We start from the raw sequence: 13,835 nt of genomic DNA, 5'->3' as shown, positions 1-13,835 counted from the left end.
CTCTTTCCCAGTGCCGGCACGCCGATGCTGGGCTTCTCTTATTGGTGGGGGGCGAGGAGCAGTTGCTCGTCGTCGGTAAAGAAATGCTCATCGCAGTTGTTGCCAGAACCACTGCGATCAACCACCAGGAAGTCATCCCGCTTTTCGATCGTCAGCACCGGGTGGTGCCAAACGCCGCGATGGTAATTAATGCCCTGCCTGCCGTTGCTGCGGAAAGCGCGGACCAACTCTGATTCAGGTGCATCGCCAAGTGGCGCGACCACGATCAGAAAGGGGTTGCCGAGCAGCGGAATAAACGCCTGACTGCCCTGCGGATGACGCTCCAGCATGCGAATGGTCAGCGGCATATCCAGGGCCTCGGCACTGAAAATGCTGATGATCGCCTTATCCTCTGGCTGTGCGGTCTCGACCGTGGCCAGTTTGTGATAGCGGCGAGTGGAGCCATTGTTGATCATGAAGTACTCGCTGCCCTCGGTTTCGATAACGTCACCAAAGGGGGCGAAGGCTTCTTTGCTCAGCGGCTCAATGATCAATGTGCGCATGTTGGTCTTCTTGTTCGTTCGTTTATGCCCCTCTCCCAATGGGAGAGGGGTTTTATTGGCTTACTTGGCGACTTTGCCGAACAGGCGCAGGCGGCTGATACCACCGTCCGGGAACACGTTCACCCGTACGTGGGTGATCGGGCCCAGCGCTTTGATCTGCTCGCTGAACTCATGCTCGGCGTGCATCTGCAGTTTCTGGCTTGGCAGCAGCTCGCGCCAGAACAGGCTCTGGGTTTCGATCTGGCTGTCGGTGCCGCCTTTGACGAAGGCCGCCTGGATCGAGCAGCTGTCCGGGTAGTTGCCTTTGAAGTGCAGGGTGTCGACGACGATGCGTTCGATCTCGCCCGGATGGCCGAGGGCGACAATCACCCAGTCGTTACCTGGGGTACGGCGACGTGCAGTTTCCCAACCATCGCCCATGTTGATGCCACGGCCTGGGTTGAGGATGTTGCTCATGCGGCCGAAGTGTTCGTCCGAGCAGGCCAGGGCGCGACCGCCATTCAGTGCGGCTGCCAGGTCAATCTGCTCGTTGTCGCCGACATTGCTCCAGTCACGGAACGGCACGCCGTAGACGCGCAGACGGGCGACGCCGCCGTCTGGGTAGATGTTGAAGCGCAGGTGGGTGAAGGCCTGGGCGTTATTGATTTCGTGATAGTGGTGGCTGTTGCCTTGCAGTTCGACTGCGCCCAGCACTTCGGTCCACTGGGTGGCGTCGGTTGGGTCACCTTCAGCGACAAAGCAGCCTTCCAGGGATGCCGACGGCGGGAAGTTACCGGTGAAGAAGCTGGTGTCGATGTCCACACCCTTGATCGAGCCCGGTACGCCCAGGCGGATTACCGCGCTGTCATAACCTTCGAAGCGCTTGCGGCGCGATTCCCAGCCATCCATCCACTTGCCGTTGTCATCGAACACGCCCTCCTTCCATACGGCCGGGGTCGGCTGGAACAGACGGTTAACGTCGGCGAACCAGTCGTCGGTGACCGAGATGGCCTTGGTGCCCAGGCGTGCGTCGGCGAGGTTGACGTATTTCTCAAAGGGTACGGCGTAAGCTTTCATGAAATGTCTGCCTTAGTGATGGCGTTGGGGAGGGCGGAGGGCTTGCGGCCTACAGCTGCTGCAAGCGGAACAGCGCGATCTTGTTGATCTCGGCCAGGGCGCAGGCGAATTCCTGCTCCGGGGAGTTATGAATCCGCTCCTCGAAGGCCGCCAGAATCTGGTGCCGATTGCTGCCTTTCACCGCCATGATGAAGGGGAAGCCGAACTTGGCTTTGTAGGCATCGTTCAGTTCGGTAAAGCGGGCGAACTCTTCTGCGGTGCATTCATGAATGCCCGCACCGGCCTGCTCCGACGTCGAAGAGGCGGTTAACTCACCACTAACGGCTGCCTTGCCGGCCAGATCCGGGTGAGCATTGATCAGCGCCAGCTGTGCAGCATGGCTGGCACTGAGCAACAGGTCGGCCATGCGCTGATGCAGGCCGTTGATTTCGTTGATGCTGTCATCCTGGCCCAGGTCAAAAGCTTTCTCGGCGACCCAGGGCGAGTGTTCGTAGATATCGGCGAAGACTTTTACGAAGTCTTCGCGGCTCAAACGGGACGGGGTCAGGGTTTGAAAACGGCTCATTTCGAGCTCTCCTTGGATGGCTCTTGCAGCGGATGGGTCGCGTGCCAGTGTTGGGCGATGTCGACGCGGCGGGCGCACCAGACTTTTTCGTGGCTCTGCACGTATTCAAGGAAGCGCGCGAGTGATGCCAGACGCGCCGGACGGCCGAGCAGGCGGCAATGCATGCCGATCGAAAGCATCTTCGGCGCGCCGGCCACGCCTTCGGCGTAAAGCACATCAAAAGCGTCTTTCAGGTATTCGAAGAAGTCATCGCCCTTGTTGAAGCCCTGCACCTGAGTGAAGCGCATGTCGTTGGTGTCCAGCGTGTAAGGGATCACCAGGTGCGGTTTGGCTACGGTGCTGGCCGGGTCCCAGTAGGGCAGGTCGTCGTCGTAGGTGTCGCTGTCATACAGAAAGCCACCTTCTTCACGTACCAGGCGGCGAGTGTTCGGGCCGAGGCGGCCGGTGTACCAGCCCACCGGGCGTTCGCCGGTCAGTTCAGTCAGGATGCGGATGGCTTCGAGCATATGCTCGCGCTCTTCGGCTTCGCTCATGTTCTGGTAGTCGATCCAGCGGTAACCGTGGCTGCAGATCTCGTGGCCTGCGGCGACCATCGCCTTGATCGCATCTGGATGACGCTGCGCGGCCATGGCCACGGCAAAGATGGTCAGCGGGATGTTGTGTTTCTGGAACAGGTTCAGCAAACGCCAGACGCCGGCACGGCTGCCATACTCGTAGAGCGATTCCATGCACAGGTTGCGCTGGCCTTGCAGCGGCTGCGCGGAAACCATCTCGGAGAGAAATGCCTCGGATTCCTTGTCGCCGTGCAGGATGTTGCGCTCGCCGCCTTCCTCGTAATTAAGAACAAACGACAGGGCGATGCGCGCATCATTGGGCCAGTGCGGATGGGGCGGGTTGTTGGCGTAACCGATCAGGTCGCGTGGGTAGTCAGCGCTCACTGCAGTCTTCCTTCTTGCTGTTTGTGGCGGTCATTGGCAGGCATGAATGCGTTGCACGACCGTGATGGGTTAATTGTATACAAAGTGCTTTGCATCTTGTAAATCTAAAATTCACTTATTTTGCGAAATTTTGCCTTAATGCTGATTCTGTCCAGTGCGTCAGCTGTTGCTGTGCAAAAGCAGTGCTCGCAAGCACTTATGGCCGATTTACTGCCCGTTTACGGTGCGCTGAGCAGGCGTAATGATCGATTTATTGTGTACAGTTTTTTATAAAAGTGTCTTATTTTTGAATTTCAGCATGCTATGCTTCAGCTCAGTCGAGGCTGCTTAGCCTGATAAATCTGCCGAATTCAATAAAAGTAGAGGAGGTGCGGCGTCTACGTAGGCTTATCTGCGCAGGTGCCCATAAGCGATGGGACGATTGACCACACACGTACTGGATGCCGCCCATGGTTGCCCAGGCAGCGAACTGAAGATTGAGTTGTATCGCGTTGAAGGGGCTCAGATGGAGCTGCTCAATAGCGTTGTCACCAACCACGACGGGCGCTGTGATGCGCCGGTGCTGCAAGGTGACGATTACCGCAGTGGGGTTTACCAGCTGCATTTCCATGCTGGCGATTACTACCGCGCGCGCGGCGTCAAATTGCCTGAACAGGCCTTTCTCGATGTTGTGGTGCTGCGCTTCGGTATTGATGCCGGGCAGGAGCATTACCACGTGCCGCTGCTGATTTCCCCTTACAGCTACTCCACCTACCGCGGTAGCTGAACCGAATACTTGTCACCCTCTGACTCAATTTAAGAGTCCCTAGCCCGTACACACTGCGGGCTTTTTTTTGCCTGCGATTTGAGGTGCTGATCGGGGCCGGGTGTTTGGGCTGCACGAAACCCAAACAGTGAGCTTCGCGCGCTCAGCAATAACCTAGCGGCTAAGCAGCGAGGCCGCGCCAGCCCCGCCAAACAAGGCCGCGCTGATGCGGTTGAACCACACCTGGCCCTTGCCCGAGCGCAGATAACGCGCCGCGCCCTGGGCACTGAGGCCGTAGAACAGCTTGCAGGCCAAGTCCAGCACCGCCCACGTGGCGATCATCACCAGCAGCTGGCCAAGCATGGGACGCTCGGCGCTGATGAACTGCGGCAGAAAGGCGGCAAAGAACAGAATGTCCTTGGGGTTACTGGCGCCCAGGCCGAAGGCCTTCCAGAACATGGCGCGAAAGCTCGGATTGACCGGCTGCTCTTCGGCCGTCATAGGCTTGGCGGCTTTGCGCGATTCCTGCCAGCTTTGCCAGGCGAGGTAAAACAGGTACAGCGCGCCGACAATCTTCAGCAAGCTGAACAGCTGCTCCGAGGCCAGCAGCAGCGCGCCAAGGCCGAGGGCCGAGGCGCTCAACAGGCAGATCGAGGCGGACACCCCGCCAATAAAGGCCGGCGCCGAGCGGCGCAGGCCGTAGTTCAGGCTGTTGCTGACCATCAACAGTGACAGCGGCCCAGGGATCAGAATCACCACCAGTGCAGCACTTGCGAACAACAGCCAGGTTTCCAGGCTCATTAGCGATTCTCCAGATGCGCAAAAGCCCCGACGCGTGCGCCGGGGCTTGGTTACCAGCCGGCCAACCTTACAGGAAGGCGAACTTGGCGATAAAGATGATGCACAGAACGTACAAGCTTACCGATACCTTGTCGCGCTGACCGGTCAGCAGTTTCAGTGTCGCGTAGGTCAGGAAGCCCAGGGCAATACCGTTGGCGATAGAGAAAGTCAGCGGCATCATGACCACGGTAACGATCGCCGGGATGGTGTCGGTATGATCTTTCCAGTCGATATGCGCCATGCCGCTCATCATCAGCATTGCTACATAAATCAGTGCGCCAGCGGTAGCGTAGGCAGGGATCATGCCGGCCAGTGGGGCAAAGAACATCGCGCAGAGAAACAGCACGCCCACAGCGACAGCGGTCAGACCGGTACGGCCACCGGCAGCAACGCCAGCAGCACTCTCCACATAGCTGGTTACCGGCGGGCAACCGACCATGGCACCAACCACGCTGGAGGTACTGTCCGCCTTGAGGGCTTTGGAAAGGTTCTGGATCTTGCCGTCTTCATCCACCAGGTTAGCGCGATGGGCAACGCCCATCAGGGTGCCAGCGGTGTCGAACATGTTCACGAAGAGGAAGGCCAGAATCACGCTGACCATGGCAATGTTGAAGGCCCCGGCGATGTCCATCGCCATAAAGGTCGGCGCCAGGCTTGGCGGCATGGAAACTAGGCCGTTGTATTCAACCAGGCCCACAGCCCAGCCGATGGCAGTCACGCCGAGCATGCTGAACAGGATGGCGCCGAACACGTTGCGATGGCTGAGCACGGCAATCAGCAGGAAGCACACGGCCGCCAGGATTGCACTCGGTTCACCGAACGAGCCCATGGTCAGCAGCGTGGCTGGGCTGTCGACGACGATGCCTGCAGTCTTCAGACCGATCAGCCCGAGGAACAAGCCGACTCCCGCACCCATGGCAAAGCGCAGGCTCATGGGGATGCTGTTAAGCAGCCATTCGCGGATCTTTGACAGACTCATGATCATGAATAGCACGCCGGAGATAAACACCGCGCCCAACGCAATCTGCCAGCTATAGCCCATTTCACCGACAACGGTGTAGGTGAAGAAGGCATTCAGACCCATGCCTGGTGCCAGGCCGACTGGCCAGTTGGCGTACAGACCCATCAGGAAACAACCGATGGCCGCACCGATGCAGGTGGCAACAAACGCCGCGCCATGATCGACGCCAGCCGTGGCCATGATGTTGGGGTTAACGAAAATGATGTAAGCCATGGTGACGAAAGTCGTCAGGCCCGCCAGCAGTTCGGTTTTGATTGTGGTGCGGTGTTCGGTCAGTTTGAAGAAGCGGTCAAGCAGACCGGGTTTGATCAGGTCTTGCATCTGCGTCGCCTGTTGTTCTTGTTTAGCGCTTTCCACAGGGGTACTCCTCATCTCTTGTTGTGTGCCACCCAGAGCCTGTGCTGCGCACTGCTCGACTCTTGAGGTAGGTGGTGTTTTTTTGCCTTGCTGGCGTGCTTAGCTGACCTTTCGGTCAAGAAATAACGCTGGGGCCGATTATGATGTTGTATACAAAAAAAGCAAATAATGTTTCTGGTTAAAAGCTGCTATGTACTCGGCTTTTTTACCTATGCAGTACCTGTCCTGTTACTGATGTGTTCCGCAGCATTTGTTTCGCTGATCTGACGAGGCGTTTACACCCCTCATGATCAGTGGGGCTTCGGCAATAATCGTGGGCATCGCGGTGTTGCCGCCGTAACTCACCAGGGCAGTTGCTAAGCAGATTCGCGAACAAGAAAAATGCTGGATATAAGAAATGAATCTGCCGACTGCGCGTTCTTCGGCAGAGAGGTGCGAACAGAAAGCGTGTGCAAATGCACCTTTGCACAAGGGTTATGCCTTGGTAGCGGTGTACGTGCTGGTTACATTGTGTACAATGCAAAGGCTTTTTATTTGTGACTTTTCACTGATTTGCCGCTTGCCAGAGGGTAGGTAGCACACAGTAGAGTTGCATCAGCAACCGCCGAACCTTGATCACGCGAGCCACAATGAACGAACAATTGCAGCCCCTTAAGAAGCAGACGCGCGAAGGCAAAAGCACTCGCAGCGGGACTCAGGACGATGTCGTTTACGCCCATATCTTCGATGCCATTCTCGAGCAGCGTCTGGCTCCTGGCACCAAGCTCAGTGAAGAGGCGCTCGGTGAAATCTTCGGCGTCAGCCGCACCATCATCCGTCGCGCCTTGTCGCGCCTGGCCCACGAAGGTGTGGTGCTGCTGCGGCCTAACCGTGGCGCGGTAGTGGCCAGCCCAGGTGCGGAAGAAGCGCGGCAGATTTTCTATGTACGCCGCATGATCGAGCGGGCGATTACCGAACTGGCCTGCAAGAACGCCAAGCCGGAACAGATTGCCGCACTGCGCCAGATGGTGATCGATGAGCGCGACTGCTTCGCCCGTGGTGATCGCGGCATGGGCATTCGCCTGTCGGGTGAGTTCCACCTGAAACTTGCGGAAGCTGCCGGCAACCTGACCTTGTTGGGCTTTTTGCGTAGCCTGATTTCGCAGACCTCGCTGATCATCGCCCTCTACGAAAGCAACAGCCGCACGCATTGCTCGGATGCCGAACACGACCAGGTGATCGACGCTATCGAGGCCGGCAATGTGGAAGTGGCCGTGGACCTGATGATGCGCCACATGGACAGCGTCGACGCCAAGCTCAACCTGGACGGCGAAACCGCCTCCGATGACCTGCACGCGGTGTTCTCGCACCTGCTGCCAGGCAGCAAGAAGAAAGCCGCGAGCCGCTAATAGGGGCAACCGGCCTAAACGAAAAAGCCCGCTCAATGAGCGGGCTTTTTGTTGGTTGGGGTTTTGCCTACCTCAATCGCGGCGATGCACCGACTGGCCGGCGGCGAAGGTTTCCTTCACGGCGCGGTCGTCGCCAAGCATGGTCAGGGCGAACAGCTTCTCGTCCAAGGTCTTGGCCTGTTGCATGCGGTAGCTGATCAGCGGCGTGGCGTTATAGTCGAGCACCACGAAGTCGGCGTCTTTGCCGCTTTCGAAGTTGCCGAGCTTGTCGTCCAGGTACAGCGCGTTGGCACCGCCGAGGGTGGCCAGGTACAGCGACTTGAACGGATCGAGCTTCTTGCCCTGCAGTTGCATCACCTTGTACGCCTCGTTCAGCGATTGCAGTTGGCTAAAGCTGGTGCCAGCGCCCACGTCGGTGCCCAGGCCGACGCGCACGCCGTACTCTTCCAGCTTGTTCAGATCAAACAAACCGCTGCCGAGGAACAGGTTGGAGGTCGGGCAGAAGGCCACGGCCGAGCCGGTTTCGGCCAGGCGTTTGCATTCGTCGTCGCACAGGTGCACGCCGTGGGCGAATACCGAGCGGGCGCCGATCAACTTGTAGTGGTCGTACACATCCAGATAGCCCTTGCGCTCGGGGAACAGCGCTTTTACCCATTCGATTTCCTTGCGATTCTCGGACAGGTGAGTGTGCATATACAGGTCCGGGTATTCGCCCAGCAGCTTGCCGGCCAGGGTCAGTTGCTCCGGGGTGCTGGTGGGGGCAAAGCGTGGGGTGACTGCGTAATGCAGACGGCCCTTGCCGTGCCAGCGCTCGATCAGCTCCTTGCTGTCGGCATAGCCGGATTCGGCCGTGTCGGTCAGGTAGTCCGGGGCGTTGCGGTCCATCAGCACCTTGCCGGCGATCATGCGCAGGTTCAGCGCTTCGGCGGCTTCGAAGAAGGCGTCCACCGATTGCTTGTGCACCGTGCCGAACACCAGGGCGGTGGTGGTGCCGTTGCGCAGCAGCTCTTTCAGGAAGATACCGGCCACGTCCGCGGCATGGGCCTTGTCGGCAAACTGCTGCTCGGTGGGGAAGGTATAGGTGTTCAGCCAGTCCAGCAGCTGTTCGCCGTAGGAGGCGATCATCCCGGTTTGCGGGTAGTGGATATGGGTGTCGATAAAACCGGGGGTGATCAGAGCATCACGATACTCAGTGATTTCAACGCCCTTGAGCGTTGGCAGCAGGTCTACGGCGTGGCCGACTTTGGCCACCTGACCGTTCTCTACGACCAGCACACCGTCTTCGAAATACTCATAGGATTGCTCAACGCCCACCACGGCTGGGTCGGCAATGCTGTGCAGGATGGCGGCGCGGTAGGCTTTCACTGGGCTAGTCATGTAACGCTGATCTCAATCTATGGAGTTGGTCGCTCAGGCACGCGGGCGCCTGGGCAGATAGTCAGGCCTGGCTTCGGCGAGAGGCGGGCAGCAGCTTGGCCACGCTGGACTGGCCCTTTTTGCTCTCTTGGCCAAAGGCGGCGTTGTAGGTGGCGATTACTTCGCCGGCGATGGATACGGCAATTTCCACCGGTAATTTGCCTTTCACCTCGGCAATGCCCATGGGGCAACGCATGCGCGCGACAACGCCTGGGTCGAAACCGCGATCACGCAGGCGGTGTTCGAATTTGGCGCGTTTGGTCTGCGAGCCGATCAGGCCGTAGTAGGCAAAGTCGTTGCGCTTGAGGATTGCGGCGGTCAGCTCTAGGTCGAGCTGATGGTTGTGGGTCATGACGATAAAGTAGCTGCCGGCGGGCATGCGTTCGATCTCGTCGATCACCTCTTCATTGACCACCTTGTCCACGCCTGCGGGGATCTGCTCGGGAAACTCGTTTTCCCGCGAGTCGATCCAGCGCACCTTGCATGGCAGGCTGGCGAGCAGCGGCACGAGGGCGCGGCCAACATGGCCGGCACCGAACACTGCGATCTGTGCCTGCGGCTGGCCCATGGGCTCGAACAGCAGCACAGTGGCACCGCCGCAGCACTGGCCAAGGCTGGCGCCGAGGCTGAAGCGCTCCAGGCGGGTGTCCTGGCTGCGGCTGCTGAGCATTTCGCGGGCCAGCTCCATCGCCTTGAACTCCAGATGACCACCACCGATGGTCTCGAAGATGCGGTCAGCGGTGACCACCATTTTCGAGCCTGCATTGCGCGGGGTTGAGCCGCGTTCTTCGATGATGGTCACCAGCACGCAGGGTTCACCGCGTTGCTGCAGGTCGGCGAGGGCGCTGATCCAGCTCATTTGCTCAGCCTCCAGGAAGGCGTGGTCTGTCCAGGGCGCGGCAAGCGCCAGTTGCTAGGGGACGGATCCAGTATGGGTACGGGTATCGGTCGGGGTGTCTGGTTTTTTGGCTCGGTGTGTTTTGTCATTGTTGTACACCTGTGTGTGCAGTGCCTGGGTGGGTGACCACCCAGGCGGTTTGGCATTACGCCGGTTCAACCTCTGCAGCGGCCGTCGACTTGGCGGTCTGCTGCAGTTTCTTCATTTGCTCCACACCCCAGAGCACGCGCTCAGGCGTGGCCGGCGCGTCGATCTGCGGCTGTACGCGGTAGTCCGCCAGGCTGGCCACGGCGTCCTTGATCGCACACCACACGGCGATGCCGAGCATGAAGGGTGGTTCACCAACGGCTTTGGAGTGGAACACGGTGTCTTCCGGGTTCTTGCGGTTTTCCACCAGGTTGACACGCAGGTCCAGTGGCATGTCGGCGATGGCCGGGATCTTGTAGCTGGCCGGACCATTGGTCATCAGCTTGCCCTTGCCGTTCCACACCAACTCTTCCATGGTCAGCCAGCCCATGCCCTGGACGAATGCGCCTTCGACCTGGCCGATATCAATAGCCGGGTTCAGCGATGCGCCCACGTCATGCAGGATGTCGGTGCGCAGCATCTTGTACTCACCAGTCAGGGTATCGACTATCACTTCCGAACAGGCTGCGCCGTAGGCGAAGTAGTAGAAAGGACGGCCGGCAGCCTTGTCGCGGTCATAGAAAATCTTCGGCGTGCGGTAGAAGCCGGTGCTGGATAGCGATACCTGGCCAAAGTAGGCCTTCTGGATCACTTCCTCGAAGCTCAGGAACAGGTCGCGTACGCGCACCTGGCTGTTGCGGAACTCCACATCTTCCGGGGTGACCTTGTACTCGCGCACCAGGAAATCAACCAGACGCTGCTTGAGGGTTTCGGCGGCGTTCTGTGCGGCTTTGCCGTTGAGGTCGGCACCGCTGGATGCAGCAGTCGGCGAGGTGTTTGGCACCTTGTCGGTGTTAGTCGCGGTGATCTGGATACGCGAGATATCCACCTGCAGCACTTCGGCGACGATCTGCGCGACCTTGGTGTTCAAACCCTGGCCCATCTCGGTGCCGCCATGGTTCAGGTGGATCGAACCGTCGGTGTAGATATGGATCAGCGCGCCGGCCTGGTTGAGGAAGGTGGCGGTAAAGCTGATGCCGAATTTCACCGGGGTCAGCGCCAGGCCTTTCTTCAGCACGGGGCTCTTGGCGTTGAATGCGCGGATTTCTTCGCGGCGCTTGGCGTAGTCACTGCTGGCTTCCAGCTCGGCGGTCATCTCGTGGATAACGTTGTGCTCGACGGTCTGGTGGTAGTGGGTGACGTTGCGCTCGGTCTTGCCGTAGTAGTTGGTCTTGCGCACTTCCAGCGGGTCTTTGCCGAGGCTGCGCGCCACTGCGTCCATGATTTCCTCGATGGCGACCATGCCTTGCGGGCCGCCGAAGCCGCGGTAGGCGGTGTTCGAGGCAGTGTTGGTCTTGCAGCGGTGACCATTGATGGTGGCGTTGCCGAGGAAGTAGGCGTTGTCGGAGTGGAACATCGCGCGGTCGACGATCGAGCCGGACAGATCCGGCGAGTAGCCGCAGTTGCCAGCCAGTTCAATCTCGATGCCGTGCAGCAGGCCGTTGTCATCGAAGCCAACGTCATATTCAACGTAGAACGGATGGCGCTTGCCGGTCATCTGCATGTCTTCAACGCGCGGCAGGCGCATCTTGGTCGGCCGGCCGGTAAGGTGCGCGATCACCGCGCACAGGCACGCCGGGCCTGCGGCCTGGGTTTCCTTGCCGCCGAAACCGCCGCCCATGCGGCGCATGTCGATAACGATCTTGTGCATCGGTACGCCGAGTACTTCGGCCACCAGTTTCTGCACTTCGGTGGCGTTCTGCGTCGAGGTGTAGACGATCATGCCGCCGTCTTCACTCGGCATCACCGAGGAAATCTGGGTTTCCAGGTAGAAGTGTTCCTGGCCGCCGATATGCAGGCTGCCTTGCAGTCGACGCGGCGCGCTGGCCAGCTCAGCGGCGGAGTTGCCGATCTTGTGCTGGTGGCTGTCGAGGACGAAATGCTTCTTGCGCAGCGCATCGACGACATCGAGTACCGGCTCAAGGTCTTCGTATTCGATGATTGCGGCCATGGCCGCCTTGCGTGCGGTTTCCAAGCTATCGGCACCTACGGCCAATACCACCTGACCAACGTATTCAACCTTGCCGTCCGCCAGCAGCGGATCGCCAGCCACGACCGGGCCGATGTCCAGCTGGCCCGGTACGTCATCCTTGGTGATGGCAATCGCCACGCCAGGAATGGCGTAGCAGGGCGCGGTGTCGATGCTGACGATGCGCGCATGGGCGCGGTCGCTCATGCGGGCATAGACGTGCAGCTGATTGGGGAATTCCAGGCGGTCGTCGACGTAGATGGCTTCGCCGGAGACGTGTTTGTCCGCACTTTCATGTTTGACGCTCTTGCCGACGCCAGTGGTGATGTCGGCGCGGAACAGTTCGGCCAGTTCGGCCTGGCTTTTAATTACATGATGATTAGACATAGGCGGTCACCCGGGTTTCAACTTCGGGAGCTTGCAGCTCGAGGAAGAATTTACGCAGTAGATTCTGTGCAGTGAGCAGGCGGTATTCCTTGCTGGCGCGGAAATCGCTGAGCGGAGTGAAATCCTCGGCCAGCGCGGCACAGGCGCGTTCGATCACACCCGGATACCAGGCCGAACCTTGCAACGCGGCTTCGCAGGCAGCGGCGCGTTTCGGGATGGCCGCCATACCGCCAAAGGCGATACGCGCGCTTTGCACCACGCCATCTTCGACCACCAGGTTGAAGGCGGCGCAGACGGCGGAGATGTCATCGTCCAGTCGCTTGGACACCTTGTAGGCGCGGAACGCCTGGCTGGGCTGATGGCGCGGCACGATGATCTTCTCGATAAATTCGGCTTCCTGGCGCGCAGTCACCTTGTAGTCGAGGAAGTAGTCTTCGATCGGCAGGGTGCGGCTGGTGTTGCCTTTGCGCAGCACGATCTGCGCGCCGAGGGCAATCAGCAGCGGCGGGGCGTCACCAATCGGCGAGGCGTTGCCGATATTGCCGCCCAGGGTGCCTTGGTTACGGATTTGCAGCGAGGCGAAGCGGTGTAGCAGCTCGCCGAAGTCCGGGTAATCCTGGGCCAGGGCGGCGTAGCAATCGGACAACGCGGTGGCGGCACCGATTTCAATGCTCTCGGCGGTCACGTCGACGCGCTTCATCGCTTCGATATGGCCGACGTAGATCATCACCGGCAGTTCGCGGTGGAACTGGGTGACTTCCAGCGCCAGGTCGGTGCCGCCAGCGAGCAGGCGTGCCTCTGGGTTGGCAGCGTAGATATCGGCCAGGTCAGCAACGGTCAGCGGCAGCAGGCAGCGTTTGTCGCCGCTGTTGAGCTCGGCGGTGTCCTGCGGGGCGATGGCTTTCAGTTGCACGACGGTTTGCGCTTCGGCAGTGTCGAACTGGTCCGGCAGCTTCTGGCAGCAGGCTTGCTCGGCGGCGTCGATAATCGGGCGGTAGCCGGTGCAACGGCATAGGTTGCCGGCCAGGGCTTCCATGGTGTCAGCCTTGTTGAAGCCGCTGCTGTTCTTCTGCAGGGCGAACAGCGACATAACGAAACCTGGGGTGCAGAAGCCACATTGCGAACCATGGCAGTCGACCATGGCTTGCTGCACGCTGTGCAGTTGGCCTTGGTGTTTGAGGTCTTCAACCGTGATCAGCTGTTTGCCGTGCAAGGAGGAAACGAAGGTCAGGCAGGAGTTGAGGGTGCGATAACGCACGCGCTCTCCAATCAGCTCACCGACTACCACGGTGCAGGCACCGCAATCGCCAGAAGCGCAGCCTTCTTTGGTTCCGGATTTGCCGACATGCTCACGCAGGTAGTTGAGCACGGTGATGTTTGGGTCCAGGGCATGCTCAGTACGCAGCTCCCGGTTGAGTAAAAACTGGATCAAGGACGACCTCCAGGCACTTTATTGTTCTCGTATCAGGCTCTGCTGAAACGACTGAGCACAACGGCGCAGCGTTTCCACACGGCTTGGCATGAGGC

General features: G+C 59.6%; 12 protein-coding genes. 2 read left to right on the top strand and 10 right to left on the bottom strand.

The window, feature by feature from the left end; all coding sequences use genetic code 11:
* Positions 1-38: 38 nt before the first annotated feature.
* From HCI85_RS10540 to puuE, 4 genes are read right to left on the bottom strand one after another with little or no spacing between them, the layout of a single operon-like run.
* Positions 39-542 carry an ureidoglycolate lyase gene (locus tag HCI85_RS10540; protein WP_108486424.1) on the bottom strand — a complete coding sequence of 168 codons (504 nt, stop codon included), beginning with the start codon at positions 540-542 and terminating at the stop codon, positions 39-41.
* Between the two features lie 60 nt (positions 543-602).
* Positions 603-1,598: an allantoicase gene (alc, locus tag HCI85_RS10535; RefSeq protein ID WP_167144670.1), complete on the bottom strand. Its 996-nt coding sequence runs from the start codon at positions 1,596-1,598 to the stop codon at positions 603-605.
* Between the two features lie 49 nt (positions 1,599-1,647).
* Positions 1,648-2,163: a 2-oxo-4-hydroxy-4-carboxy-5-ureidoimidazoline decarboxylase gene (uraD, locus tag HCI85_RS10530; RefSeq protein WP_167144669.1), complete on the bottom strand. Its 516-nt coding sequence runs from the start codon at positions 2,161-2,163 to the stop codon at positions 1,648-1,650.
* Entirely contained in the window at positions 2,160-3,101 is a 942-nt protein-coding gene (gene puuE, locus HCI85_RS10525; protein ID WP_167144668.1) for an allantoinase PuuE, read from the bottom strand. Before puuE ends, uraD begins: the two co-directional genes overlap by 4 nt.
* Positions 3,102-3,513: 412 nt before the next feature.
* Here puuE and uraH point away from each other — a divergent pair, with 412 nt between their 5' ends.
* Positions 3,514-3,867, top strand: coding sequence for a hydroxyisourate hydrolase (gene uraH, locus HCI85_RS10520; RefSeq protein ID WP_090253575.1), 354 nt, complete (start codon positions 3,514-3,516; stop codon positions 3,865-3,867).
* Between the two features lie 153 nt (positions 3,868-4,020).
* Here uraH and HCI85_RS10515 read toward each other — a convergent pair whose 3' ends face one another.
* On the bottom strand, positions 4,021-4,647 hold the full coding sequence (locus HCI85_RS10515) for a LysE family translocator (RefSeq protein WP_167144667.1): 627 nt from the start codon (positions 4,645-4,647) through the stop codon (positions 4,021-4,023).
* A gap of 67 nt (positions 4,648-4,714) precedes the next feature.
* Positions 4,715-6,064: an NCS2 family permease gene (locus tag HCI85_RS10510; protein ID WP_446730781.1), complete on the bottom strand. Its 1,350-nt coding sequence runs from the start codon at positions 6,062-6,064 to the stop codon at positions 4,715-4,717.
* 629 nt (positions 6,065-6,693) lie between these two features.
* Here HCI85_RS10510 and HCI85_RS10505 point away from each other — a divergent pair.
* Positions 6,694-7,452, top strand: coding sequence for a GntR family transcriptional regulator (locus HCI85_RS10505; RefSeq protein WP_090253579.1), 759 nt, complete (start codon positions 6,694-6,696; stop codon positions 7,450-7,452).
* A gap of 72 nt (positions 7,453-7,524) precedes the next feature.
* Here HCI85_RS10505 and guaD read toward each other — a convergent pair whose 3' ends face one another.
* The 4 genes from guaD to xdhA all read right to left on the bottom strand — a co-directional run bounded on the left by guaD (position 7,525) and on the right by xdhA (position 13,740).
* The gene (gene guaD, locus HCI85_RS10500; protein WP_167144666.1) at positions 7,525-8,829 is read right to left on the bottom strand and encodes a guanine deaminase; all 1,305 of its coding nucleotides are present in this window, start codon (positions 8,827-8,829) and stop codon (positions 7,525-7,527) included.
* A 61-nt stretch (positions 8,830-8,890) separates the two neighbouring features.
* Positions 8,891-9,727, bottom strand: coding sequence for a xanthine dehydrogenase accessory protein XdhC (gene xdhC / locus HCI85_RS10495; protein WP_167144665.1), 837 nt, complete (start codon positions 9,725-9,727; stop codon positions 8,891-8,893).
* Positions 9,728-9,911: 184 nt separating this feature from the next.
* On the bottom strand, positions 9,912-12,308 hold the full coding sequence (gene xdhB / locus HCI85_RS10490; protein WP_167144664.1) for a xanthine dehydrogenase molybdopterin binding subunit: 2,397 nt from the start codon (positions 12,306-12,308) through the stop codon (positions 9,912-9,914).
* Positions 12,301-13,740 carry a xanthine dehydrogenase small subunit gene (xdhA, locus tag HCI85_RS10485; protein WP_167144663.1) on the bottom strand — a complete coding sequence of 480 codons (1,440 nt, stop codon included), beginning with the start codon at positions 13,738-13,740 and terminating at the stop codon, positions 12,301-12,303. The genes xdhB and xdhA overlap by 8 nt, the downstream gene beginning before the upstream one ends.
* Positions 13,741-13,835: the final 95 nt, after the last annotated feature.

The organism is Pseudomonas sp. OTU750018 (assembly GCF_011636575.1).
Classification (GTDB): domain Bacteria; phylum Pseudomonadota; class Gammaproteobacteria; order Pseudomonadales; family Pseudomonadaceae; genus Aquipseudomonas; species Aquipseudomonas peli.
This window is presented reverse-complemented; position numbering and strand designations above follow the sequence as displayed.

Coding starts and splice junctions, on each gene's coding strand:
- xdhC (WP_167144665.1), bottom strand. CDS start 9,727: ATGAGCTGGATCAGCGCCCTCGCCGACCTGCAGCAACGCGGTGAACCC.
- alc (WP_167144670.1), bottom strand. CDS start 1,598: ATGAAAGCTTACGCCGTACCCTTTGAGAAATACGTCAACCTCGCCGAC.
- xdhB (WP_167144664.1), bottom strand. CDS start 12,308: ATGTCTAATCATCATGTAATTAAAAGCCAGGCCGAACTGGCCGAACTG.
- guaD (WP_167144666.1), bottom strand. CDS start 8,829: ATGACTAGCCCAGTGAAAGCCTACCGCGCCGCCATCCTGCACAGCATT.
- HCI85_RS10515 (WP_167144667.1), bottom strand. CDS start 4,647: ATGAGCCTGGAAACCTGGCTGTTGTTCGCAAGTGCTGCACTGGTGGTG.
- HCI85_RS10505 (WP_090253579.1), top strand. CDS start 6,694: ATGAACGAACAATTGCAGCCCCTTAAGAAGCAGACGCGCGAAGGCAAA.
- HCI85_RS10540 (WP_108486424.1), bottom strand. CDS start 542: ATGCGCACATTGATCATTGAGCCGCTGAGCAAAGAAGCCTTCGCCCCC.
- uraH (WP_090253575.1), top strand. CDS start 3,514: ATGGGACGATTGACCACACACGTACTGGATGCCGCCCATGGTTGCCCA.
- uraD (WP_167144669.1), bottom strand. CDS start 2,163: ATGAGCCGTTTTCAAACCCTGACCCCGTCCCGTTTGAGCCGCGAAGAC.